Raw genomic sequence first — 25,029 nt, 5'->3', positions numbered from 1 at the left:
CTGTAGATGTGGTCGATTCTGGGAGATTCAAGCGGCGGACAGTTGATGCAGATCAGTCAGTCTAGCGGGTGAGCCAGATTAAGGAGGCGAACCGACCTGTGCGCGACGCACGGCGGTAAGAAAAGAAGCGCGGGTCGGTCACGGTGCAGAAACCGCCGCCATAAACCGCGGTGACACCGCGTTCAGCCAGACGCAGGCGCGCCAGCAGATAAATGTCAGCCATGAACTTGCCAGCATTGTGGCTGGGCACGAAGGCGGCTGCCGCTCCGGGCAATTGATTGACGAAAACTTCGCGTACTTCCGGGCCGACTTCGAAGGCTTTCGGCCCGATGGCCGGGCCGAGCCAGACCAGCACGTCCGCCGCAGCGGTGTCGAGATGATCGAGGGTGGCTTCAAGTACGCCCGCCGCCAACCCGCGCCAGCCGGCATGGGCCGCCGCGACGCGAGTGCCGGCACGGTTGCAGAACAATGCCGGCAGGCAATCCGCGGTCATCGCCGTGCAGGCAACCCCGGGAGTTGACGTCCAACTGGCGTCGGCGGTGGCAACCACGCCCGGATCAGCATGAGCCACGTCAATTCCGTGCACTTGCTGCAACCAGGCAGGCATGATCGAGAAGTGTTCGGTCAGACGCCGACGATTCTCGGCTACTGCTTCCGGGCGATCATCGACGTGATCGCCCAGATTGAGGCTGTCGAACGGCGCCTCGCTGACACCCCCCTCGCGGGTGGTGACACAGGCCCTGACGCTGGCCGGCGCAGGCCAGTCCGGCGTCAGCCAGTTCATCCGACGAATGCCTCGCGATCCTGCTTGAGCAGGGTCAGCAGCCAGACGAAATCTTCCGGCAGCGGCGATTCCCAGCTCATGCGCTCACCGCTGGTCGGATGATCCAGTTCAAGGAAGCGCGCGTGCAATGCCTGACGCGGGAAGTGCTTGAGCGATTCGACCATGGTCGGGTTCGCGGCCGGCGGAATACGGAAACGCCCGCCGTACGCCGGGTCGCCGACCAACGGGAAGTTGATGTGCGACATGTGCACACGGATCTGGTGAGTCCGGCCGGTTTCCAGTTTGACCCGCACGTGCGTGTGCGAACGGAAACGCTCCAGCACGCGGTAGTGACTGACGGCCGGCTTGCCGCCTTCCATCACTGCCATGCGTTGGCGCTGCTGGCCGTGACGGCCGATCGGGGCGTTGATCTTGCCCCCGGCGGTCACGACACCGATCACGATGCACTCGTAGATCCGGCTGACGCTGCGGCTTTGCAGCTGGGCAACGAGCTTGGTCTGCGCCTGAATGGTCTTGGCCACCACCATCAGACCGGTGGTGTCCTTGTCCAGGCGATGCACGATACCGGCGCGCGGGACATTGATGATGTCCGGCACGTGGTGCAGCAAGGCGTTGAGCAAGGTGCCATCGGCGTGGCCGGCAGCCGGGTGCACCACCAGGCCCGCAGGCTTGTTGATCACCAGGATGTCGTCATCTTCATAGACGATGTCGAGTTCGATGTCCTGGGCGATCCACTCGCCCTGGGCTTCCTGCTCGGCAGTCAGCTCAAGGATGGCACCGCCATGAACGATGTCGCGCGGGCGGATGACCGCCCCGTCCACAGTCAGGCGACCTTCTTTGATCCAGGCGGAAAGGCGCGAGCGTGAGTGCTCAGCGAAGAGTTGGGCGGCGACTTGATCGAGGCGTTGGCCGCCCAAATCGGACGGCACCTCTGCGCGAAGTTCAATTTTATCGGACATGCTCTGACTGGGCGTCGGCACAGCCTTTGGTTTCGGCTGCGCGCTTGTGGTTAAATACGGCGTCTTTTGCCCCGAGGCTTTTCAACGGGGCGCTCATCATAACAGGACGGCCCCGCCCAAGACAGCGGCCGTCATAGGGACGCAAGCCGCCATGCAAGTGAAACACCTGCTGCTGATCGCCATCCTCGCATTGACCGCTGCTTGCTCATCGAAGGAAGTCGTAGACGAAAACCTCAGCGAAGCCGAGCTGTATCAGCAGGCTCAGACTGACCTGGACAACAACAGCTACACCAGCGCCACAGCCAAGCTGAAGGCCCTGGAGTCGCGTTATCCGTTCGGTCGCTACGCCGATCAGGCACAGCTGGAGTTGATCTACGCCAACTACAAGAACGCCGAGCCGGAAGCTGCAAAGTCCGCCGCCGAGCGTTTCATTCGTTTGCATCCGCAGCATCCGAACGTGGATTACGCGTATTACCTCAAGGGTCTGACCTCTTTCGACCAGGACGTCGGCCTGCTGGCGCGCTTCCTGCCGCTGGACATGACCAAGCGTGACCCGGGCGCTGCCCGCGACTCGTACAACGAGTTCGCGCAGCTGACCAGCCGCTACCCGAACAGCCGCTACGCGCCGGACGCCAAGCAGCGCATGATCTACCTGCGCAACCTGCTGGCGGCCTACGAAATCCACGTAGCCGACTACTACCTGACCCGTCAGGCCTACGTCGCCGCCGCCAACCGTGGTCGTTATGTAGTGGAAAACTTCCAGGAAACCCCATCGGTCGGCGACGGCCTGGCGGTGATGACCGAGGCTTACCAGCGTCTGCACCTGGACGAGCTGGCCGCCACCAGCCTGGAAACCCTGAAGCTCAACTACCCGAACCACCCGAGCCTGAAGGACGGTCAGTTCGTGCCATCGGTCGCCGAAGCCGACAACCGTTCGTTCCTGAGCAAGGCGACTTTGGGCCTGATCGAGTCGCGTCCGCCGCTGCCGCCGGGAGAAACCCGCGCCAACCAGGACGTGCAGAAGCAGTTCCAGGATGCAAAAGACGCAATCCCGAACGAGCTCAAGCCAAAAGACGAAAACGGCGAAGTGATCGAAGAAACTCACGAAGCCGCCGGCAACAACGACGACCGCTCGTGGTTCAGCTACATGACTTTCGGCATCTTCGACTGATCACACCGGGTACACAAAAAAGGGAGATCTGCGGATCTCCCTTTTTCATTGCCGGGCGTTAATAGTCTGTGCGCCTGGCGACTCCTTGGCTAAACTGCCGAATCATTAGCCGAAAAGCCGCCCATCATGCTTCGTTTACTGTTCTGGATTGTCCTGATTTTCGCTGCGGTATGGCTGTGGCGAAAATTCAAGGCGCCCTCCGCGTCTGCCCAATCGCCCCGCGAGCAAGACGCCGCGCCGATGGTGCGTTGCGCTCATTGCGGCGTGCACCTGCCGCGCGATCGCGCGCTGAACCTTCAGCAACAGTGGTATTGCAGCCAGGCTCACCTTGAGCAAGGCCCAGGCACCAGTGATCGCTGAGGCCGCCAACGCCGACAGTAAACAGGCGCAGCGCCTGCTGCGCCTCTATCATCTCTACCGTTTAAGCGTCGGCATCACCCTGGTGCTGCTGATCTCCAGCAACATGGACAACCGCCTGCTGACGTCGGCCGACGACGAACTGCTGCGCAGCGGCAGCTGGTTGTATCTGGTGCTGAACATTCTGCTGGTGGTGTTTCTGGAAAACACCCGCCGCCCGGCGCAGCTGTTCACCCTGGCGCTGGTCGATGTGCTCTTGCTGTGCGGCCTGTTCTACGCGGCGGGCGGCGTGGCCAGCGCCATCGGTAACTTGCTGATTGTCTCGGTGGCGATCGCCAACACCCTGCTGCGCCGACGCATCGGCTTGCTGATAGCCGCCATCAGCGCTCTCGGTATCATTGGTTCAAGTTTCCTGCTGAGTTTCAACCACCCCCTGAGCGCCAACAATTACCTGCAAGCCGGGACCCTCGGTGCCCTGTGTTTTGCCGCATCGCTGCTGGTGCAGGGTCTGGTCCGGCGCCTGGAAGTCAGCGAAAACCTCGCCGAACAGCGCGCCAGCGAAGTGGTCGGCCTCGAAGCCCTCAACGCCCTGATTCTGCAGCGCATGCGCACCGGCATCCTGGTGCTCGATGACCAGCGCCGGGTGCAACTGGCCAATCACAGCGCGAAAAGCCTGCTGGCGCAGTCGCACCTTGAGGGGCATTTGATCGATGACTACTCGCCGGCACTGGTCGAGCGTCTGCAACTGTGGCTGAGCAACCCGACCCTGCGCCCGCAGAGCCTGAAGATTCCCGGCAACGGCCTGGAACTGCAACCGAACTTCATCGCCCTCGCACAGAGTCCGAACCAGCAAACCCTGGTGTTTCTCGAAGACCTTGCACAAGTCGCCCAGCAAGCCCAGCAACTCAAGCTCGCCGCGCTCGGGCGCCTGACCGCCGGCATCGCCCATGAAATCCGTAACCCGCTGGGCGCCATCAGTCACGCCGCGCAGCTATTGGGTGAGTCCGAGGAACTCGATGGCGCGGATCGGCGTCTGACGCAGATCATCCAAGACCACTCCCAGCGCATGAACCGAGTCATCGAAAACGTCCTGCAACTGTCGCGCCGCCAGCAGAGCGCTCCGCAACGCCTGGATCTCAAACCGTGGCTGGAACGCTTCGTCTGCGAGAGCCGCGAACAGGCGACTGAGCGCCAGTCGATTCATTTGCGGATCAACTCCGGGGACTTCATCACATTGATGGACCCCGACCAGCTCACGCAAATTCTCGACAATCTGTTACGCAACGGCTGGCGGCACAGCGCCCTGCTGCACGAGCAGGCCGAGGTCTGGCTGGCACTGTTCATCGACCCCGACAGCCAGCTGGCGGTGCTCGAAGTACAGGACAACGGCCCCGGTGTACCACCCGATCAGCAGGCCGATCTGTTCGAGCCGTTCTTCACCACCAGTAGCCAGGGCACCGGCCTTGGGCTTTATCTGTCCCGTGAGCTGTGCGAAAGCAACCAGGCGCGCCTAGACTTCAAACCACGCCAAGGCGGCGGCTGCTTTCGCATCACCTTTGCTCACGGACGGAAACAAAGTTGAACACGAGCCCACGGCAAAAAATCCTTATCGTCGATGACGAGCCGGATATCCGCGAACTCCTGGAAATCACCCTGGGTCGGATGAAACTCGACACTCTAAGTGCACGCAACCTCGGCGAAGCCCAGGCGCTGTTGCACAACAACACCTTCGACCTGTGCCTGACCGACATGCGCCTGCCCGACGGCACGGGACTGGACCTGGTGCAGCACATCCAGCAACGTTATCCACAACTGCCGGTGGCGATGATCACCGCGTACGGCAGTCTGGAAACGGCGATCAACGCCTTGAAGGCCGGGGCCTTCGACTTCCTGACCAAGCCGGTTGATCTGACGCGCCTGCGCGAACTGGTCAGCACTGCGTTGCGCATGCCGGCAGCCGGAGGCAGCGTCACCTCGATCGACCGGCGCCTGCTCGGTGACTCACCACCGATGCGCAATCTGCGCAAACAGATCGACAAACTGGCGCGCAGTCAGGCACCGGTCTACATCAGTGGAGAATCGGGCAGCGGCAAAGAACTGGTCGCGCGGCTGATCCACGAACAGGGGCCACGCGCCGGCAAGCCGTTCGTGCCGGTCAATTGCGGGGCGATTCCGTCGGAGCTAATGGAAAGCGAATTTTTCGGTCATCGCAAAGGCAGCTTCACCGGCGCAGTGGAGGACAAACCTGGGCTGTTTCAGGCCGCACACGGCGGCACCCTGTTTCTCGACGAAGTGGCGGACCTGCCGCTGTCGATGCAAGTGAAATTGCTGCGGGCGATTCAGGAGAAAGCCGTGCGCAGCGTCGGCGGCCAGCAGGAAACGGTGGTCGATGTGCGCATTCTTTGCGCCACCCACAAGGATCTCGACGCCGAGGTCGCCGCCGGGCGTTTTCGCCAGGACCTGTATTACCGCTTGAACGTGATCGAACTGCGCGTGCCATCCCTGCGCGAACGGCGCGATGACATCGAAGTGCTGGCGGCGCACATGCTCCAGCGTCTGGCGGCAGGCAGCGGCCGCGCAGCGGCTCGTTTGCACCCGCAGGCGCTTGAGGCGCTGAAGAGTTACCGTTTTCCGGGGAATGTGCGGGAGCTGGAAAACGTCCTTGAACGGGCGCACACGCTGTGTGAAAACCAGTTGATCGAGGCCGCAGATCTGCGTCTCAGTGAAGGTAATTGCACGGTCGAGGGCGGTGTTGCCGACCTGACGCAGGTCGATAACCTTGAGGATTATCTGGAGAACGTCGAGCGCAAGCTGATCCTGCAGGCGCTGGAGGAAACGCGCTGGAATCGTACGGCGGCGGCGCAGCGGTTGAGTCTGTCGTTCAGGTCGATGCGTTATCGGCTGAAGAAACTGGGCCTGGATTGAGGGCCCCTTCGCGAGCAAGCCCGCTCCCACAATAGATCTCGGTTGTTCACACAATTTGTGTTCACCGCAGATCCAATGTGGGAGCGGGCTTGCCCGCGAAAGCGGTCTGCCAGCCAGCAGAGAAAAATCTGACTAAATGCGACCTTCAGGCGCATACGGCGCCGGATCAATAATCGGCGCACGCCCCAGCATCACATCGGCAAACAACTGACATGACGCCGGCGCCAGCACCAGCCCGTTGCGGTAATGCCCGCAGTTCAGCCACAAACCCTCAAACCCCGGCACCCGGCCAATATACGGAATCCCCTCAGGCGAGCCCGGACGCAAACCGGCCCAGTGCCCCACCACTTCGGCATCCGCCAGCGCCGGCAGCAGCTCGACCGCCGAAGCCTTGAGGCTCTCCAGCGCGACATCGGTCGGCGTCTTGTCGTAGCCTTCGTGCTCCAGCGTACTGCCGATCAGAATGTGCCCGTCGCGACGCGGAATCGCATAACGCCCCTTGGCCAGCACCATGCTCGGCAGGAAATCCGCTGCACACTTGTAGAGAATCATCTGGCCCTTGACCGGCTCGACCGGCAGCGTCAGATCCAATGTTTTGAGCAGATCACCGCTCCATGCTCCGGCCGTCAGCACGATCTGCTCACCGCGGATCAGGCCTTTGGACGTCTCGACGCCAACCACTCGCTCCCCTTCGCGAACAAACCCGCTGACTTCGCATTGCTCGTGGATGGTCACGTTCGGCAGCTCCAGCAAAGCGGCTTTCAACGATTTCACCAGACGCGGGTTACGCACATTGGCCACATCGGCCATGTAGATCGCCCGGGAGAATCCGCCACCCAGCACCGGCACCGCGTGGTGCGCCGCCGAAATATCCACAGCCCGCAGCGGACGGTTTTCCCGCTCGGCCCAGGCCAGTGCCTCGGCTTCATCATCCAGATCCAGCCAGTACAGGCCTGTGGTGTGCACTTCGGGATCAACCCCGGTATCGGCAAACAGCCGCTCGCCGAGCTGTGGATAAAAATCCTGCGACCAATGCGCCAGCGCGGTGACTGCCGGGCTATAGCGCCACGGGTACAGCGGCGAAACGATACCGCCGCCGGCCCAGGACGACTCCTGACCGACATTCGAACGATCCAGCAGCACCACGCTGCGCACTTCTGAGGCGAGGTTGTAGGCGGTCAGCAGGCCAATCACCCCGCCACCGACAATCACCACTTGCTGTTGCCTGGTCATGTTTGATCCAACCGTAAAAAAGACAGTGGGCGCAAAAAGGCGCCCTTAAGAAGGTACCTCAGCGGCCCCAGCAATCCTTGGTGGTCAGCCCGGTGGTTGCGTTGTTCATACTTCTGACGCCAGTGTTGGTCAGGGTGAAATCCCCGCACTTGTCGGTGGCCATGGTCGTGCCAGCATTACGGGTGGCCGTCAGCAGGAAGGTCTGGTCAGCGATGGTCGGGGTGATGGTGTAGAAATCATTGCCCGTGCTCAGACCGGTGATGCCGGTATAAACATTGTTCTTGGTGTAAAAGCGCTCGAGGATCTGCGCCTGTTCCGAGAGCAGCGACACCACTTCGGCGCGGCGGCCCTTTTTCAGGTATTCGGTGTAGCTGGGTGCGGCGATGGTGATGATGATCCCGATGATCGCAATCACGATCATGATTTCGATCAGGGTGAAGCCCCGGTTGAATCTGCGCATGCCTCAAACTCTCACTTACTGTATTTGTCGCCACATGATACGACGGCTGCCGCCACCGGGTTTTTCCACCAGCGTGGTCACGGTGCCACTGGAATCGTTGACGATCTTGCGGGTCGCGCCATTGACGATGGCGTTCAGGGTCGGAATTCCGCCGGTGAACACCACGCCGCTGGAAATCGTGTCGTTGCTGTCGACCACGCCATCGGCGTTGGTGTCGAGCACCGCGTAGTTGAGCATCTTACCGCTGAACGCATCCAGTTCGACCAGTTTGCCGGTGCCGAAACTGGCACACGGGTCGGTGGTATCGACACTGGCGGTGGTAAACACGATGCGCCCGAGCACCAGACTGGCCTGATTGATCACCCGCTCGCCGGTCAGCACGTTGTTGTACACCAACGGCAGATACCAGCCTTTCTCCGCCGGATAGGTCGTGTCGTTCTGGCTGGTGGTGATGAACTGTCCGGCGCTGCCGGAGAACACCCCGGTCACTGCTTGCGCCTGCAAGCTGCTGACGGTCAACTGACCGGAACCACCATCGGCGTCCCACACCGAGTAGAACGCCTGCAAATCCTTGTTGGTCTTGTCGGCGGTCTCGTTGAATTTGCCGGTGCCGACGAAGATCTGTTTGCCCCCCAGCGAATTGTCCGCCAGCAGCGGCTGCGCGGTGATCGGCTGAGTCGCCCCGCCTGCCGTAGTGAACAGTGGTTTGCCGGAAAACGCCACGCCCCAGCTGTCGGTCGACGTCGCGCTCAGATCGAATTTCCACAGACGCCCTTTCAGATCACCGCCATAAGCGGCCTGCACCACGTTCAACGAATTGACCTTGAGCTTCACCGACGACAAACCATTGGTGGTTTCAGTGCTGTCGATGACGATCTTCTTGATCAACGAACCGTCACGCACATCCAGCACATACAAAGCCGCCACTCCGGAGTTGCTGCCATAACCATTGGCAATGAACGCCGCCCAGCGACCATCGGCCAAGCGTGCCACTTCCGGCCGGGCATAGGCGTAACCCAGATCATTGAATACGTTGGCAGTGTTCGCCGTGGCAGGTGCACTGACTTCCCACAGGGCATTGAGCACATTGCCCGCGGACGCGTCGAACAGCTGCAGCGCGTAGAAGGTCTTGCCGCCGGCACCGGTGCCGCCGATGGCCACGGTTTTCCAGGCACTGTTGAACTGAAGATCGTAGACCCCGACCTGGCCGTCCACCAGAAACTTGTGGCTGACGCCATTGATGTACGCCGGATCGGCAATCAGCCGCAGCGACGGCAACACGCTGGACGGCATGTAGGCATAGCGTCGAGTGCCGTTGGCCGAGTTGATCACGTTGACGAAACCGTCATTGGCGTTCACCACCAGATTGGCATTCATGTTCGCCGCTTTGGTGGTCAGGTAAGTGGTGTAGGTGGTGTCGCCCGACAGGTCGGAGGCGGTTTTGTCGCTGGGCGAGGCCAGCACCAGCGGCGAGTTGATGATGTCGCCGAGCAACACGCTGCGCACCTTGAGCCCGGTCTTGTTGGTGCCCTTGCTCCACTCCACCAGATCACTGCCGCTGATGCCGGTGGGCAGGCTCTGGCTGAGCGTCGTCTGTTGGGTCGCGGAAAAGTTGCCGTAGGCCAGAGCCACGGCGGCATTGCTGCTGGTGTTCCACGATTGATAGGTCGGTGCGGTCGCGCCCGGCACGATGGTGGTATCGGTGGTCCACAACACTGCCGAGGTGTTCACCGCGCCAGCCGAAGTGAAGCCAAAGGATTTGATCGTGCCGCGCCAGTCCTTGGGGTCGTAACTGGTCTGGAAATAACTGGTGCCACTGGCCAGCGTGGTGCCGCTGGTGACACCGCTGCCGCCGGAGCCGGCCTTGGACGTGATTTCACTCAACGCCGACGACAGTGCGGCGTTGAGGCCGGTACTGTCGTTCGCCAGGTAATACTTGCCCTGCCCGTAACTGGCGGCGTCCGACAGCATCGTGTTGGTCGCGGTGAACCCCACGGTGTAGGTGTTCATGTTCTGCTTGGGAAAATCCGCCGAACTCCAGCTCTTGCCCGCCGCATCGACGCCGGTCGAACGCATGTCGATGTCGTAGGCGAACTTGGCGATGTCATCCAGATACAGCGTGTCGCCTTCATTGTCTCCATTGAGGTTGTTGCCGTCATTGTTGATGCCGTCCCAGTTCGGCAAGCGACTTCCGCCCAACGGGTCATTGGTGGGAAACGTGCGGTCATACGTCGGAAGGCCGTCGGTGATCACTACGCCATAGTTCTTCTGGCAGCGGTACTGGATCGGACTGGTGTAAGTGGTGGGTGTGCTGTTGTAGTACGGCGTCATGCCGCGCATGTACCGGGTGATTTCGTAATAGGTTTCCGCCAATGGCGTGTTGGCCACGGCCCCCAAACCACCGATCGCCGAAATCAACGCATTGTAGTTGGCGTCGGCCTGCGCCTGGGTCACGCTGCCGGAGACCGGCGACAGATCACTGATGGAACGAGCGATGTATCCGCCGTTCCCGGGGTTGTTGCTGGTCACCGGGTTGAAGGTCGACAGGCCCATGCGCAAGTTACGGTTGCTGGTGACCAGTGCGGTGGACACGTTGCGCGCGACGTTGATCCGATAGTCGTTGGGAATCGCCCCGGTGGTGAAGTCGCGCGTGCCATTGTTGATCGCCAGCCCGACCACGTAGGCGATGTAATCCCCCGTGTAGCGGGTGTTACCACCGCCCACCGGGTCAGGCAGCTTCAGGCACAGCGGCGCAATGCTGTTGTTGTAGAAGGCAAAGGCGCCGCCGGAACAGCCAGAGGTCGGCAGACTCGATAAAAACACCGGATCACCGGTAATCGCTGGCGCATTCAGTGCCGAGCACAGCCCAAGAAAGGCATTGCATTGCCGCGCCGGTGTACGCGTGACGGTCGGATCGAATCCCGCCGCGTAAATGATGCTGTTCATGCTGCCGGAATCGTCGATCAGCAACATCACGTTGGGCGGTACCGCAGCGGCACTCAGCAGCGGCGAGTCGGAAGGCGTGAACGCATAAGCCGGCGCTGCCAGATAAAAGCTCAGCAGCATGCCGGCCAGCAACGTCCGGCAGCGCTCAATACTTCGCATAGACACTCTCCACCACACTGCGCGAAGTACCGGCGATGCCGACTGCGGTCACTCGGTACAAGGTCGCCGAGGTGTTGCTAGGCACGTTCACCGCCGTCAGCGTGGTACCGATGTTCTGCACACCATAGAAGCCGTTACCTGCGGCGACCCACGTCACCCCCGAGGTCGAGTTGAGCCCCGCCGCGCTGACCACCGAGGACTCCGCTGGCGGCGCACATTGCGTGGCGCTGGCACACACCGCCAGCGAATAACTGTCGAGTTGTACCGCACTCTCGCCGATGCGCAACGCCGCCTCAGCGGTCTGGAACGACTGATTGCGCAGGCTGACACTGCCGGCCATTTTCTCCTGCAGGTTGGCACTCTGCATCGAGGACAGCCCGATCAAGGTCAGCAGCAACAGAAACACCAGACTGACCAGCAACACCATGCCGCGCTGGGTTTGCCTCTGGTTGAACGTGATCCTCATCATTCCGGCCTCACTGCAAGCGGTTGCGCAAAGCGGCAACCACGTTGAAGGTTTGATTGGCCACCCGGTTGTTCGGGTCGGTGAGGGTCAGACTCAGACGCACACTGCGGATGCGCGCCGGGTCACTGGGGTTGGCGCTGTAGGAGGACGCCGCGACATCGGTGGCGGACGTCGCCAGACCGAACATGACGTTGAACGCACTGACATTGTTCACCAGCACCTGCTGGGTCGGGGTGCCGCTGCCGGTGCCCATGAGAATCTGGTTGTTGCTGAAGCTGTAGATCAAGCGGCGGATCGGAAAGGCGATCTGCCCGCTCGCCGCCGCCCGCAACCCGGTATAGGCCGTGGCGCTGTTGCGGCAATCGGAGACCACCGTCCAGGTTGGCGTACCACCATTGCCACCGACATCGGCAGTGACCAGGGTCAGCTTGAGGTTGCTGTTGTCCCAACTGATCGGGGTGATCTGCGCCGCGTTGAAATCCCCTGCCGAGCTCGCGTCAGTAATCGTGCCCAGGCAGCCGAACATGCCGACCATACGCAGTTCCTGAATCATCTTGCTCAGGACAAAACGTGCGTCTTCCTGCATGGCGGCAGCGGTGTTCTGGCTGACGTAAGTGTTCTTGGCCGCGAGGAACGTCTGCACCACACCCAGCACGATGATCAGCCCGAGCGCCAGGGCGATGAGCATTTCGATCAGGCCGAAACCCCGGTTGGCGTGCTTCATGGGCCGGCCACCGGATCGACCGTGGCACGGCTGGTCAGGACGAAGCTGCGGGTGGTACCGGTGGCATTCGCCGCCCGTGAGTCATTCCAGTTGATGGTGATGGTGTACACCCGCTGATTGAGGGTGATCGTACCGGTGGCGGTCGGCCCGCCGAAATTGACGATGTTGGTGGTGAAATCGTAGAGATCCTGATCGCGGGCGACGCTGAGGTTGCCTGCGGTCGGCGGCGTGACCGTGTAATCGGCAGCGGAATTGGCGCGGATGCGGTCCATCATGTCGTAGGCGATGAAGCTCGCCTGACTGGTCATCCGGGAACTGTCGGTGTACTTCAGCGCATTCACTTGAACGGCGGCCGCGCCCAATATGCCGACGGTCAGAATCAGCAACGCGACCAGTACCTCGATCAGCGACATGCCCTCCTGTGTCTGTGTGCTCCCTGCCCTCATCCGCAACTTCCACCCAGTTGAATTCGTCCGTTCAGACACACGTTCAGCGTCCTGCTTTGTGTTCCCAGCACATAACTGATGGCCACCGCCGTCGACGGCGCCGCCAGGCCGCCCAGATTATTGAAATCCAGTGCGGTCACTCCTGAGGGTAGCGTCAGAGTCGCGCCGCTGCTCATCGCTGGAACAACCCGTAATACATTGGCCGGAGTGCCAGTACTGTCGTAGACCGACAATTCGCCGGTCCACACGCTGCCGCCGGCGCTCGGGCGCAAGCGTGTGGTCACGCCGCGATCAATCGCCTCCAGCCGTGCATAGTTGATGGCGCGCTGCAGATCACCCATTTCGGTGTCGGCCTTGCTGCTCTGGATCGAGCGGGTGAAGCCCGGCACCGCCAGGGTGATGAGGATCACCAGCACGGCGACCGCGGCCAACAGTTCGGGCAGCGTGAAACCTTTTGTACGATGATCCATCGATGCCCTCCGTTGCCGTCGGCTATACCTGCTTCTACAAGCTAGAACATTCAACCGGCCCGCGTCGGTTGATTTGCCCTGCCCGGAGAAATGGATCACGTCGGGCTTCATGCTCCACGGAGGGAGTCGTCATGCCGCAACAGGGTTTCAGTTTGATTGAATTGCTTATGGGACTGGCGATTGGCGCAATTGTTCTGTCGCTGGTCAGTCCGGCCTTCGCGGCCTTCACTGAATCGACTCATCGCGACCTGGCGGCCCGGTCGCTGCTCGAGGGCATTCGCAACGCCCGCACACAGGCCATCACCCGCAATCAGAGCGTGGTGATCCATGGCATCAATGGCGACTGGAGTCAGGGCTGGCGGATCATTCTGGATATCAGTGGCAAGGGGCCGCTGGACAGCAGCAACCCACTGCTGCTGGAGCACGCGAGTGACGGGCGAATACCGATCGTCGGCAATTGGCTGGTCAGTCGTTATGTGCGCTTCAGCAGTCTGGGACAACCGCTGATGCCCGGGCGGGCATTTCAGGCAGGGACGTTACATCTCTGCTCGGCACAGGAGCCGGTCAGCCGGCTCCAGGTGGTGCTGGCGGCAACCGGTCGGGTGCGCCTGACCAGCGCAAAGGCTGAGCAGGCGCTGTGCCTGAAGGCGAAGAGCGTCAGATCGAACGGACGCGCAGCTCTTTCGGCATCGAGAAGGTGATGTTCTCTTCGCGACCGGCCAGTTCATCGGCACCCGTCGCGCCCCAGGCTTGCAACTGCTGGATCACGCCGCGAACCAACACTTCCGGTGCGGAGGCACCAGCGGTGATGCCGATGCGCTCGACCCCCTCGAACCAGCTCTTCTGCAGGTCTTCGGCGCCGTCGATCAGGTAGGCCGGCGTGGCCATGCGTTCGGCCAGTTCACGCAGACGGTTGGAGTTGGAGCTGTTCGGGCTGCCCACCACCAACACTACGTCGCACTCGTCGGCCAGTTGCTTGACCGCATCCTGACGGTTTTGCGTGGCGTAGCAGATGTCGTCCTTGCGCGGGCCACCGATGGCCGGGAAACGTGTGCGCAGGGCATCGATCACGCGGCTGGTATCGTCCATCGACAGGGTGGTCTGGGTCACGAACGCCAGTTTTTCCGGATTACGCACCTGCAGTTCGGCCACGTCTTTTTCGTCTTCGACGAGGTAGATCGCGCCGCCATTGCTGCCGTCGTACTGGCCCATGGTGCCTTCGACTTCCGGGTGACCGGCGTGGCCGATCAGGATGCACTCACGGCCGTCGCGGCTGTATTTGGCGACTTCGATGTGTACCTTGGTAACCAGCGGACAGGTGGCGTCGAATACTTTCAGGCCACGACCGGCGGCTTCGCTACGCACGGCCTGAGAAACGCCGTGGGCACTGAAGATCACGATGACGTCGTCCGGCACCTGATCCAGTTCCTCGACGAAGATCGCGCCACGACTGCGCAGGTCTTCGACCACGAACTTGTTGTGCACCACTTCATGACGCACGTAGATCGGCGGCCCGAAGACTTCCAGGGCGCGGTTGACGATTTCGATCGCCCGGTCCACGCCGGCGCAGAAGCCACGGGGGTTGGCGAGTTTGATTTGCATGCTGTGCCTCGTGTCTTGCGCGCGAAATAAATTTACGTCCTGCTGATCGAGCACATTGCTCAAATCCAGCAAAAATCCAATGTGGGAGCGGGCTTGCTCGCGAAAGCAGTGTGTCAGACAACTTCTATGTTGAATGTCAGTCAGCATTCGCGAGCAAGCCCGCTCCCACAATGTTCTGAGGTGTTACTCAGATCGCTTTGACGTTGATGATCTCTACGTCAAAGGTCAGCGTTTTGCCCGCCAGCGGGTGGTTGAAGTCGACGGTCACTTGCGCGTCGTCGAATTCTTTCACCACACCCGGCAGCTCAGTATTGGCCGCATCGTTGAAGATCACCAGCAGACCCGGCGACAGTTCCATGTCGGCAAACTGCGCGCGCGGGATGATCTGTACGTTTTGCGGGTTCGGCTGGCCGAAAGCGTTTTCCGGCTCGACGGTCAGCGTACGCTTGTCGCCGGCCTTGAAGCCGAACAATGCCGCTTCGAAACCCGGCAGCAGGTTGCCGTCGCCGACCTTGAAGGTCGCCGGGGCCTTGTCGAACGTGCTGTCGACCGTATCGCCGTTCTCCAGGCGCAATGCAAAGTGCAAAGTGACTTCCGTGTTCTGGCCGATGCGTTGCTCAGCCAATACCTGTTCAGTCATGAACGGCTTCTCCGGTTTTCTTACTTTTGAACATGTCCAGTGCCAGCATCACCGCACCGACGGTGATGGCGCTGTCGGCGAAGTTGAACGCCGGGAAGTACCAGCGGTTCTGCCAGTGCACCAGAATGAAGTCGATCACATGGCCCAGGGCGATGCGGTCATACAGATTGCCCAGCGCGCCGCCCAGCACCAGCGCCAAAGCGACGGCGAGCCAGGTTTCGTTGCGACCCAGGCGTTTGAGCCAGACCACCAGCACCGCACTGACCACAATCGCGATCAGGGCGAACAGCCAGCGCTGCCAGCCGGAGCTGTCGGCCAGGAAGCTGAAGGCAGCGCCGGTGTTGTAGGCCAGCGTCCAGCTGAAGTAATCGGGAATGATCACGATCTGCTGGAACATTTCGAGCTTGTTTTCGAAGTAGAACTTGCTGGCCTGGTCGATGACCAGAACCAGCAAACTCAACCAGAGCCAGCTCAACCGTCCGAAACGGCCAACGGCATTAGGCATAGTGACGAACCTCGCCGGCGCCGCTGATGTTGTCGACGCAACGACCGCAGATTTCCGGATGCTCCGGGTTCACGCCGACGTCTTCACGGCAGTGCCAGCAACGGGCGCACTTCGGGAAGGCCGATTTGACGATCTTCAGTTTCAGGCCGCTGACTTCGGTGGCTACCGCGTCCGCAGGTGCCTGAACAAAAGGCGCCACGCTGGCAGTCGAGGTGATCAGGACAAAGCGCAGCTCGTTGCTCAGCTTGGCCAGGTCGGCGCTCAGCGCGTCTTCGGCGAACAGCGTCACTTCGGCTTGCAGGTTGCCACCGACGGCTTTGGCCGCGCGCTGGATTTCCATCTCTTTGTTGACCGCCACCTTCACTTCCATGATGCGATCCCAGTAGGCGCGACCCAGCTCGAAGCCTTCCGGCAGCTCGGTCAGACCTTCGTACCAGGTGTTGAGCATGACGGATTCGTTGCGCTCGCCCGGCAGGTACTGCCACAGCTCGTCGGCAGTAAACGCGAGGATCGGTGCGATCCAGCGCACCAGCGCTTCGGAGATGTGGAACAGCGCGGTCTGGCACGAGCGACGTGCCTTGCTGTCGGCGCCGGTGGTGTACTGGCGGTCCTTGATGATGTCGAGGTAGAAACCACCCAGCTCCTGCACGCAGAAGTTGTGGATCTTCGAGTAAACGTTCCAGAAACGGTATTCGCCGTAGTGCTCTTGCAGTTCGCGTTGCAGCAGCAAAGTACGGTCCACCGCCCAGCGATCCAGTGCGAGCATGTCTTCAGCCGGCAGCAGGTCGGTGGCCGGGTTGAAACCGGTCAGGTTGGAAAGCAGGAAACGCGCGGTGTTACGGATGCGACGATAGGCGTCCGCGCTGCGTTGCAGGATCTGCTCGGACACGGCCATTTCGCCAGAGTAGTCGGTCGACGCGACCCACAGACGCATGATGTCGGCGCCCAGAGTGTCGTTGACCTTCTGCGGCGCGATCACGTTGCCCAGCGACTTGGACATCTTGCGGCCGGACTCGTCGACGGTGAAGCCGTGGGTCAGCAGTTCGCGGTACGGCGCGTGGTTGTCGATGGCGCAACCGGTCAACAGCGACGAATGGAACCAGCCGCGGTGCTGGTCGGAACCTTCCAGGTACAGGTCGGCGCGTGGGCCGGTCTCGTGACCCATCGGGTGCGAACCACGCAATACGTGCCAGTGAGTGGTGCCCGAGTCGAACCAGACGTCGAGGGTGTCGCTGATCTTGTCGTACAGCGGCGCTTCATCGCCCAGCAGTTCGGCGGCGTCGAGTTTGAACCAGGCTTCGATGCCTTCGACTTCAACGCGCTTGGCGACTTCTTCCATCAGTTCGACGGTGCGTGGGTGCAGCTCGCCGCTTTCCTTGTTGAGGAAGAACGGGATCGGCACGCCCCAGTTACGCTGACGGGAGATGCACCAGTCCGGACGGTTGGCGATCATCGAGTGCAGGCGCGCCTGGCCCCAGGCCGGAACGAACTTGGTCTCTTCGATGGCTTTGAGCGAGCGCACGCGCAAGGTGTCGCCGCTGACCGGCTCTTTGTCCATGCCGATGAACCACTGCGCGGTGGCGCGGTAGATCAGCGGGGTCTTGTGGCGCCAGCAGTGCATGTAGCTGTGTTCGATGACGGTGGTGTGCATCAGCGCACCGACTTCGGTCAGTTTTTCGACGATGGCCGGGTTGGCCTTCCAGATGAACTGGCCGCCGAAGAACTCCAGCGACGGCACGTAGACGCCGTTGCTTTGCACCGGGTTGAGGATCTCGTCGTTGACCATGCCGTATTTCTTACAGGTCACGAAGTCGTCCACGCCGTAGGCCGGGGCGGAGTGAACCACACCGGTGCCGGCGCCCAGTTCAACGTAGTCGGCCAGGTACACCGGCGACAGACGGTCGTAGAACGGGTGACGGAAGTTGATCAGTTCCAGCGCCGAACCCGGCGCGGTGGCCAGTACGGTGCCTTCAACGCCGTAACGCGACAGGCAGGATTCAACCAGCTCTTCAGCCAGGACCAGCAGCTTGTCGCCGATATCGACCAGGGCGTAGTTGAATTCCGGGTGCACGTTCAGTGCCTGGTTGGCCGGGATGGTCCACGGGGTGGTGGTCCAGATCACGATCGAGGCAGGCTTGCTCAGCGACGGCAGACCGAACGCGGCAGCCAGTTTGGCTTCGTCGGCGATCGGGAAGGCCACGTCGATGGTCGAGGACTTTTTGTTCTCGTACTCGACCTCGGCTTCGGCCAGCGCCGAACCGCAATCGAAGCACCAGTTCACCGGCTTGAGGCCCTTGAACACGAAACCGCCCTTGACGATTTCGGCGAGGGCGCGGATTTCACCGGCCTCGTTCTTGAAGTTCATGGTCTTGTACGGGTTGGCGAAGTCGCCCAGCACGCCGAGGCGGATGAACTCGGTCTTCTGCCCTTCGATCTGCTCGGTGGCGTAGGCACGGCACAGCTCGCGGGTCTTGTCCGCGCCCAGGTTCTTGCCGTGGGTCACTTCAACCTTGTGCTCGATCGGCAGGCCGTGGCAGTCCCAACCCGGAACATACGGCGCGTCGAAACCCGACAGGGTTTTCGAGCGGATGATCATGTCCTTGAGAATCTTGTTCAGCGCATGACCGATGTGGATCGTGCCGTTGGCGTACGGAGGGCCGTCGTGCAGGACGAACTTCGGACGATCCTTGCCAATCTCGCGCAACTTTCCGTACAGGCCAATACTGTCCCAGCGCTGCAGGATCTGCGGTTCGCGCTGTGGCAGGCCGGCCTTCATTGGGAAGGCGGTGTCCGGAAGGTTTAGCGTGGCTTTATAGTCGGTCATTTAAGGCTCTTCATTAGCGATGGGCGCTAGGTGCGGCTAGTGCACGGGCGGCGGCGACATCCGCGTTGATCGCCGTTTTCAGTGCCTCCAGAGAGGCAAAACGCTGCTCTTCACGCAGCTTTTGGTGGAAAACCACCGTCAGACGCCGGTCATACAGATCGCCGGCAAAATCCAGTAGATGAACTTCAAGGTGGGCTTTGCCATCACCTTGGACCGTAGGCCGTACGCCGATGTTGGCGACGCCGGGCCAGGTCTTGCCGTCGATGTCCACATCCACCAGATAAACCCCGGTGAATGGCACGCGACGACGCTTGAGTTGAATATTGGCAGTGGGCGTACCCAGTTGCCGGGCCAGTTTCTGACCGTGCAGCACGCGACCGGCGATCCGGTACGGGCGGCCAAGCAAGCGCTCGGCCAAGGCAAAATCGGCGGCGGCCAACGCGTTGCGCACTTGGGTGCTGCTGACGCGAATGCCGTCCAGCTCGACGGTTTGCGCGGCTTCCACGGTAAAACCGTGAACCTGCCCGGCCTGCAGCAGGAAATCGAAATCGCCGAGGCGGTCGCAGCCGAAGCGGAAATCGTCACCGACCTCCAGATGCTGCACGCCGAGACCGTCCACCAGGATGGTATCGACGAATTCACTGGCGCTGAGCTTGCTCAGGCGCTGGTTGAACGCCAGGCACAGCACCCGGTCGACGCCTTCGGCGGCCAGCAGTTGCAGCTTGTCACGCAAGCGGGCCAGACGGGCCGGCGCGGTCTCCGGGGCAAAGAATTCCCGTGGCTGCGGCTCGAAAATCACCACGCAGCTGGGTACGCCCAACTCCAGCGCACGCTCACGCAGACGGGCCAGGATAGCCTGGTGACCACGGTGAACACCGTCAAAGTTGCCAATAGTGGCGACGCAGCCCCGATGCTGGGGGCGCAAGTTGTGGAGGCCTCGAACCAGCTGCATAACGCGCTTCTTGCTCATAAAGTGGTCGATTATAACCACACCCGACGGTCGACGACAGGCAACACCGTAACGCAAAGTGATCGAGCCGACAAAACTGCCGGCCCGCGCCCGTTGATAAAGGCTGAAACCTCAGCTCAAAGCCTTGCGATTGAAGTCACGCAGGCGGAAACCGAGCAGCAGCAACATACCGAAATACGCCACCACACCGGCAATCACCAGCGCACCCAGTCGCAGGAAGCGCTCCAGCATGTGCCCCTGATCCCAGGCCGGCATGAAATGCATACCGAGCAGCAACACCGCCGACATCACCGCCACCGCCACCACCAGTTTGAAGCCGAACAGGTACCAGCCCGGTTGCGGCTGATACATCTTTTGCTTGCGCAGTTGATAGAACAGCAGCCCGGCATTGAGGCAGGCACCGGCACTGATCGCCAGCGCCAGACCGGCGTGAGCCAGCGGGCCGATCAACACCAGGTTGAACAGTTGAGTGACGATCAGGGTGAAGATTGCGATTTTTACCGGCGTGCGGATGTTCTGTTGCGCGTAAAAGCCCGGCGCCAGCACTTTGATCACGATAATCCCGAGCAGACCGACAGAATAGGCAATCAGCGCACGCTGGGTCATGGACGCATCAAACGCACTGAACTGGCCGTACTGGAACAGCGACACGGTCAGTGGCTCGGCAAGAATCCCCAGCGCCAGCGCACACGGCAGCACCAGCACGAAGCACAGGCGCAGGCCCCAGTCGAGGATCCGCGAGTATTCGTGACGATCCTTGCTCGCATAGGTCTTGGCCAGCGTCGGCAGCAAAATGGTGCCCAATGCCACGCCGAGCACGCCGGACGGCAATTCCATCAAACGGTCGGCGTAATACATCCACGACACCGAACCGGCCACCAGGAACGAGGCGAAAATGGTGTTGATGATCAGCGAAATCTGGCTGACCGAGACACCGATGATCGCCGGTAGCATCTGCTTCATTACGCGCCAGACGCCGGTATCACGCAGATTCAAGCGCGGCAGCACCAGCATGCCGATCTTCTTCAGGTGCGGCAGTTGATAGAGCAACTGCGCGAGACCACCGACCAGCACCGCCCAGCCCAGAGCCATGACCGGCGGATCGAAATACGGCGTCAGGAACAGCGAAAACACGATCATGCTGACGTTGAGCAGGGTCGGCACGAAGGCCGGCACCGAAAAGCGGTTCCAGGTATTGAGGATTGCCCCGGCCAGCGAGGACAGGGAGATCAGCAATATATAAGGGAACGTCACCCGCAGCAGATCGGAGGTGAGCTGGAATTTTTCTGGCGTATCGGCAAACCCTGGCGCGGTGGCCCAGATCACCCACGGCGCGGCAATCATGCCCAGCGCTGTGACCAGCGCCAGCACCAGGGTCAGCAGGCCCGAGACATAAGCAATGAAGGTGCGGGTCGCCTCTTCGCCCTGCTGACTTTTGTATTCCGCCAGAATTGGCACGAAGGCTTGGGAAAACGCGCCCTCGGCGAAGATTCGCCGCAGCAGGTTGGGCAATTTGAAGGCGATGAAGAAGGCGTCCGTCGCCATTCCGGCGCCGAATGTGCGAGCGATGAGCGTGTCACGGACGAACCCCAGAATCCGGGAAAGCATCGTGATAGAGCTGACAGCGGCCAACGATTTGAGCAGATTCATTGAGGGAATTAGTGCCTGTCGATAAACAGCAGGCGAACAATGCGCCCACTTGTGCGATACTCCGCGCCGCAACAGCACAGAGCCAAAGCTCGCGAGTTTACAGGTCAAGCGCCGGAAATAAATATCCCGCCTCTTTACACCTACCACTTAGCGGAACGTTTCAAGCGCCCTTGACAAGACTTCAACTCATCGGCATGATTCGCGGCCTATTTTGTTTGCTATTTCCTAAAAAGTCTTTCGAGGAGCTCGACGGTGGCCAACTCACCTTCCGCCAAAAAACGTGCAAAACAGGCTGAGAAGCGTCGCAGCCACAACGCCAGCCTGCGTTCCATGGTTCGTACCTACATCAAGAATGTAGTTAAGGCCATCGACGCAAAAGACGCTGAAAAAGCTCAAGCTGCATACGTTCTGGCTGTGCCAGTTATCGACCGTATGGCCGATAAAGGCATCATCCACAAGAACAAGGCTGCTCGTCATAAGAGCCGTCTGAATGGCCACGTCAAGGCACTGAAAGAAGCTGCTTAATCGACGTAGTCATTAAAAAACCGACCTTAGGGTCGGTTTTTTATTGCCTGCGATTTAGCGAATGCAGCACAAAAAAATGTAGGAGTGAGCCTGCTCGCGATGGCGTTGTATCAGTCGATGCATATATTGACTGATACAACGCCATCGCGAGCAGGCTCACTCCTACAGTTGTTTCTGCGGTGTTATTGCTGAACGGGCACCCACGGCACGATCGGAATCGCCGTCACCGCATTCTGCGGACTACCTTCGATCACGCGATCGCTGTAGACCAGGTACACCAGCGTATTGCGCTTCTTGTCGAGGAAACGCACCACCTGCATGGTTTTGAATACCAGCGACGTGCGCTCCTTGAATACCTCGTCGCCATCCTTCAACTCACCCTTGAACTTGATCGGGCCAACCTGGCGACAGGCAATCGACGCCTCAGCACGATCCTCGGCCAGGCCCAAACCACCCTTTACCCCACCCGTCTTGGCGCGGGACAGGTAGCAGGTCACGCCATCGACTTTCGGATCATCGAAAGCCTCGACCACAATCCGGTCATTCGGACCGACAAACTTGAATACCGTCGACACCTGACCGATTTCCTCGGCCGAGGCCAGCAGTGGCAACGCCATCAGCAGACCCAACAATCCTTTTGCCATACGCATCGCGCTTTTCCTCAGACCAGAATCAGGTTGTCACGGTGAACCAGTTCCGGCTCAGCCATGTAGCCCAGCACGCCGACAATCGCGTCCGACGACTGACCAATGATTTTTTGCGCCTCTAGAGCACTATAGTTGGCCAAACCACGGGCAATTTCACGACCGTCCGGCGCCACGCAAACCACCATCTCGCCGCGACGGAAACTACCCTGAACCAGTTTCACGCCGACCGGCAGCAGACTCTTGTTACCCTGCGACAAGGCCGACACCGCACCTTCGTCCAGCACCAGCGTGCCGCGAGTCTGCAAATGCCCGGCCAGCCACTGCTTGCGCGCCGCCAGCATGCCGCGCTCAGGCGACAGCAGCGTACCGATGCGCTCGCCAGCCTTCAGGCGATCGAGCACTCGCTCCAGACGCCCACCGACGATGATCGTGTGCGCCCCGGAACGCGCCGCCAGCCGCGCCGCACGCAGCTTGGTCTGCATGCCGCCACGCCCCAGCGCACCGCCGGTACCGCCCGCCACCGCATCAAGCGTCGGATCATCGGCGCGCGCTTCGTAAATCAGCTGCGCATCGGGGTTGTTGCGCGGATCGGCGTCGAACATGCCGTCGCGATCGGTGAGGATCACCAGCAGATCGGCCTCGACCAGATTAGCCACCAGCGCCGCCAGCGTATCGTTGTCGCCGAAACGGATTTCGTCGGTGACCACCGTGTCGTTTTCGTTGATCACCGGGATGACTTTCAGCTCGACCAGTGCGCGCAAGGTGCTGCGGGCGTTCAGGTAGCGCTTGCGGTCGGACAGATCGTCGTGAGTCAGGAGAATCTGCGCGGTGTGCCGGCCATGCTCGGCAAAGCTCGACTCCCAGGCCTGCACCAAGCCCATCTGGCCGATTGCAGCAGCGGCCTGGAGCTCGTGCATCGCACTGGGTCGTGCGGTCCAGCCCAGGCGGCTCATGCCGGCAGCCACTGCGCCGGAGGACACCAGCACCAGCTCGACACCCGCCTCATGCAGGGCGACCATCTGTTCGACCCAGACACCCATTGCCTTGCGATCCAGCCCCTTGCCGTCCGCCGTCAGCAAAGCGCTGCCGATCTTCACGACCCAACGCTGCGCACCTGTCACTTTGCTCCGCATCATCTTCAACCTTAGCTTGAGGGCCGCGCGACCCAGCGCTGCCCGTGACGTTAATCGTGGCTATTGGTGACCAACGATCGATTTCCAGATACTAAAACGCCGCTCGATTGAGCGGCGCTTAAGTTTACTGCAACGAATCAGTCGCGCACGTAAATGATTTCCGGACCGTCTTCATCATCCACATCTTCTTCGTCCCAGTCATCGTCGCCGATGTCATGGACCGACTTCACGCCGCTGCGACGCAGGGCACGCTTGTCATCCAGGGCCTGCAACTGCGCACGGGCTTCGTCTTCGATGCGCTGATCGAGATCGGCCAGTTCTTCCTTGTACGCAGGGTCGTTGGCCAGACGATCAGCACGATCTTCCAAATAACGCATGATGTCGCGCGTCAGGCGCTCGGTACCTTCTTTGGCGATGGCCGAGATCACGTAGACCGGACCTTCCCACTGCAGGCGATCAACGATTTCCTTGACGCGCTCTTCGTGCTCTTCTTCAAGGATCTGGTCGCATTTGTTCAGCACCAGCCAGCGATCACGCTCGGCCAGCGACGGACTGAATTTGACCAGTTCGTTGACGATCACTTCAGCCGCGTCCGGTGCACTGGTGTCATCCAGCGGCGCCATGTCGACGAGGTGCAGCAACAGACGCGTACGCGCCAAGTGCTTGAGGAAGCGAATGCCCAGGCCGGCACCGTCGGAAGCACCTTCGATCAGCCCCGGAATGTCGGCGATGACGAAGCTTTTCCAGCGATCAACGCTGACCACACCCAGGTTCGGCACCAGCGTGGTGAACGGGTAGTCGGCGACTTTCGGCTTGGCCGCCGACACCGAACGGATAAAGGTACTTTTACCGGCATTCGGCAAGCCCAGCAGACCGACGTCAGCCAGCACTTTCATTTCCAGTTTCAGGTCGCGCTGCTCACCCGGCTTACCCGGAGTGGTCTGGCGCGGCGCACGGTTGGTACTGGATTTGAAACGGGTATTGCCCAGACCGTGCCAACCGCCCTGCACCACCATCAGTTTCTGGCCGGCCTTGGTCAGGTCACCAATCACTTCCTGGGTGGCCGAGTCGATCACGGTGGTACCGACCGGCACACGCAGGATCAGGTCTTCACCCTTCTTGCCGGTGCAATCGGTGCTGCCGCCGTTGGAGCCACGCTCGGCATCGAAGTGCCGGGTGTAACGGTAGTCGACCAGGGTGTTGAGGTTTTCGTCGGCCATCATGTAGATGGAACCGCCGTCACCGCCATCACCGCCGTTCGGGCCGCCGTTTTCAATGAATTTTTCCCGACGGAAACTCATGCAGCCATTGCCGCCGTCGCCAGCTTTTACGCGGATCGATACTTCGTCTACAAACTTCATAACTCAACGCCTCTCGCCATACGGACGAGCCGAAAAACAATCAAGACATAAGACTCTTGCAAAAATGAGCGC

At 60.8% G+C, this 25,029-nt stretch carries 24 protein-coding genes; 6 read left to right on the top strand and 18 right to left on the bottom strand.

All coding sequences use genetic code 11. The features are described from left to right. Positions 1-61 precede the first annotated feature (61 nt). Both pgeF and rluD read right to left on the bottom strand, forming a co-directional pair. Positions 62-784, bottom strand: a complete 723-nt coding sequence (gene pgeF, locus M0814_RS25140) for a peptidoglycan editing factor PgeF (RefSeq protein WP_103485400.1) — start codon at positions 782-784, stop codon at positions 62-64. Further along, positions 781-1,743, bottom strand: a complete 963-nt coding sequence (rluD, locus tag M0814_RS25135) for a 23S rRNA pseudouridine(1911/1915/1917) synthase RluD (protein WP_003228314.1) — start codon at positions 1,741-1,743, stop codon at positions 781-783. Before rluD ends, pgeF begins: the two co-directional genes overlap by 4 nt. Before the next feature lie 151 nt (positions 1,744-1,894). Between rluD and M0814_RS25130 the strand changes: the two genes are divergently transcribed. The 4 genes from M0814_RS25130 (at position 1,895) to M0814_RS25115 (ending at position 6,196) form a co-directional block, all read left to right on the top strand. After that, complete coding sequence (locus tag M0814_RS25130; protein WP_003228317.1) at positions 1,895-2,914, top strand: outer membrane protein assembly factor BamD; 1,020 nt, start codon at positions 1,895-1,897, stop codon at positions 2,912-2,914. A gap of 126 nt (positions 2,915-3,040) precedes the next feature. Then, positions 3,041-3,274, top strand: coding sequence for a PP0621 family protein (locus M0814_RS25125; protein ID WP_045122641.1), 234 nt, complete (start codon positions 3,041-3,043; stop codon positions 3,272-3,274). Further along, positions 3,264-4,853, top strand: a complete 1,590-nt coding sequence (locus tag M0814_RS25120; RefSeq protein WP_103485401.1) for an ATP-binding protein — start codon at positions 3,264-3,266, stop codon at positions 4,851-4,853. Before M0814_RS25125 ends, M0814_RS25120 begins: the two co-directional genes overlap by 11 nt. Further along, the gene (locus M0814_RS25115; protein WP_103485402.1) at positions 4,850-6,196 is read left to right on the top strand and encodes a sigma-54 dependent transcriptional regulator; all 1,347 of its coding nucleotides are present in this window, start codon (positions 4,850-4,852) and stop codon (positions 6,194-6,196) included. Before M0814_RS25120 ends, M0814_RS25115 begins: the two co-directional genes overlap by 4 nt. Before the next feature lie 132 nt (positions 6,197-6,328). On the opposite strand, the gene thiO is transcribed toward M0814_RS25115, so the two are convergent. Genes thiO through M0814_RS25080 form a run of 7 tightly spaced genes read right to left on the bottom strand, consistent with a single transcriptional unit; the run spans position 6,329 to position 13,100 of the window. Beyond that, entirely contained in the window at positions 6,329-7,429 is a 1,101-nt protein-coding gene (gene thiO, locus M0814_RS25110) for a glycine oxidase ThiO (protein ID WP_103485404.1), read from the bottom strand. A gap of 58 nt (positions 7,430-7,487) precedes the next feature. Next, positions 7,488-7,889: a type IV pilin protein gene (locus M0814_RS25105; RefSeq protein WP_103485405.1), complete on the bottom strand. Its 402-nt coding sequence runs from the start codon at positions 7,887-7,889 to the stop codon at positions 7,488-7,490. Positions 7,890-7,904: 15 nt separating this feature from the next. Beyond that, positions 7,905-10,994, bottom strand: a complete 3,090-nt coding sequence (locus tag M0814_RS25100) for a PilC/PilY family type IV pilus protein (RefSeq protein ID WP_103485406.1) — start codon at positions 10,992-10,994, stop codon at positions 7,905-7,907. Further along, on the bottom strand, positions 10,981-11,460 hold the full coding sequence (locus M0814_RS25095) for a PilX N-terminal domain-containing pilus assembly protein (protein WP_045122842.1): 480 nt from the start codon (positions 11,458-11,460) through the stop codon (positions 10,981-10,983). The genes M0814_RS25100 and M0814_RS25095 overlap by 14 nt, the downstream gene beginning before the upstream one ends. Positions 11,461-11,470: 10 nt before the next feature. Beyond that, complete coding sequence (locus M0814_RS25090) at positions 11,471-12,184, bottom strand: prepilin-type N-terminal cleavage/methylation domain-containing protein (protein ID WP_103485407.1); 714 nt, start codon at positions 12,182-12,184, stop codon at positions 11,471-11,473. Beyond that, a complete protein-coding gene (gene pilV, locus M0814_RS25085) occupies positions 12,181-12,630 on the bottom strand; it encodes a type IV pilus modification protein PilV (RefSeq protein ID WP_103485408.1) in 450 nt (149 codons plus the stop codon). Before pilV ends, M0814_RS25090 begins: the two co-directional genes overlap by 4 nt. Next, the gene (locus tag M0814_RS25080) at positions 12,627-13,100 is read right to left on the bottom strand and encodes a GspH/FimT family pseudopilin (RefSeq protein WP_103485409.1); all 474 of its coding nucleotides are present in this window, start codon (positions 13,098-13,100) and stop codon (positions 12,627-12,629) included. The genes pilV and M0814_RS25080 overlap by 4 nt, the downstream gene beginning before the upstream one ends. A gap of 131 nt (positions 13,101-13,231) precedes the next feature. On the opposite strand from M0814_RS25080, the gene M0814_RS25075 reads away from it, so the two are divergent. Beyond that, on the top strand, positions 13,232-13,801 hold the full coding sequence (locus M0814_RS25075; RefSeq protein ID WP_103485410.1) for a GspH/FimT family protein: 570 nt from the start codon (positions 13,232-13,234) through the stop codon (positions 13,799-13,801). On the opposite strand, the gene ispH is transcribed toward M0814_RS25075, so the two are convergent. The 6 genes from ispH to murJ form a co-directional block, all read right to left on the bottom strand. After that, a complete protein-coding gene (gene ispH, locus M0814_RS25070; protein ID WP_003228337.1) occupies positions 13,758-14,702 on the bottom strand; it encodes a 4-hydroxy-3-methylbut-2-enyl diphosphate reductase in 945 nt (314 codons plus the stop codon). The genes M0814_RS25075 and ispH overlap by 44 nt on opposite strands. Before the next feature lie 187 nt (positions 14,703-14,889). After that, on the bottom strand, positions 14,890-15,327 hold the full coding sequence (gene fkpB / locus M0814_RS25065; RefSeq protein WP_177416217.1) for an FKBP-type peptidyl-prolyl cis-trans isomerase: 438 nt from the start codon (positions 15,325-15,327) through the stop codon (positions 14,890-14,892). Positions 15,328-15,334: 7 nt separating this feature from the next. Continuing rightward, a complete protein-coding gene (lspA, locus tag M0814_RS25060; RefSeq protein WP_003228341.1) occupies positions 15,335-15,847 on the bottom strand; it encodes a signal peptidase II in 513 nt (170 codons plus the stop codon). Beyond that, positions 15,840-18,671 carry an isoleucine--tRNA ligase gene (gene ileS, locus M0814_RS25055; protein ID WP_103485412.1) on the bottom strand — a complete coding sequence of 944 codons (2,832 nt, stop codon included), beginning with the start codon at positions 18,669-18,671 and terminating at the stop codon, positions 15,840-15,842. Before ileS ends, lspA begins: the two co-directional genes overlap by 8 nt. A gap of 13 nt (positions 18,672-18,684) precedes the next feature. Next, on the bottom strand, positions 18,685-19,623 hold the full coding sequence (ribF, locus tag M0814_RS25050; RefSeq protein ID WP_003228347.1) for a bifunctional riboflavin kinase/FAD synthetase: 939 nt from the start codon (positions 19,621-19,623) through the stop codon (positions 18,685-18,687). A 129-nt stretch (positions 19,624-19,752) separates the two neighbouring features. Beyond that, entirely contained in the window at positions 19,753-21,291 is a 1,539-nt protein-coding gene (murJ, locus tag M0814_RS25045) for a murein biosynthesis integral membrane protein MurJ (protein WP_103485413.1), read from the bottom strand. Positions 21,292-21,543: 252 nt separating this feature from the next. Here murJ and rpsT point away from each other — a divergent pair, with 252 nt between their 5' ends. After that, complete coding sequence (gene rpsT, locus M0814_RS25040; RefSeq protein WP_003228351.1) at positions 21,544-21,816, top strand: 30S ribosomal protein S20; 273 nt, start codon at positions 21,544-21,546, stop codon at positions 21,814-21,816. Between the two features lie 182 nt (positions 21,817-21,998). On the opposite strand, the gene M0814_RS25035 is transcribed toward rpsT, so the two are convergent. The 3 genes from M0814_RS25035 to cgtA all read right to left on the bottom strand — a co-directional run bounded on the left by M0814_RS25035 (position 21,999) and on the right by cgtA (position 24,957). After that, positions 21,999-22,466, bottom strand: coding sequence for a CreA family protein (locus tag M0814_RS25035; protein WP_003228353.1), 468 nt, complete (start codon positions 22,464-22,466; stop codon positions 21,999-22,001). 11 nt (positions 22,467-22,477) lie between these two features. Continuing rightward, positions 22,478-23,596, bottom strand: coding sequence for a glutamate 5-kinase (gene proB / locus M0814_RS25030; protein ID WP_064589259.1), 1,119 nt, complete (start codon positions 23,594-23,596; stop codon positions 22,478-22,480). A 137-nt stretch (positions 23,597-23,733) separates the two neighbouring features. Next, complete coding sequence (gene cgtA / locus M0814_RS25025; protein ID WP_003228358.1) at positions 23,734-24,957, bottom strand: Obg family GTPase CgtA; 1,224 nt, start codon at positions 24,955-24,957, stop codon at positions 23,734-23,736. Between the last annotated feature and the right edge of the window lie 72 nt (positions 24,958-25,029).

Source organism: Pseudomonas sp. MWU12-2020 (genome assembly GCF_023100605.1).
GTDB lineage: Bacteria > Pseudomonadota > Gammaproteobacteria > Pseudomonadales > Pseudomonadaceae > Aquipseudomonas > Aquipseudomonas fluorescens_H.
This window is presented reverse-complemented; position numbering and strand designations above follow the sequence as displayed.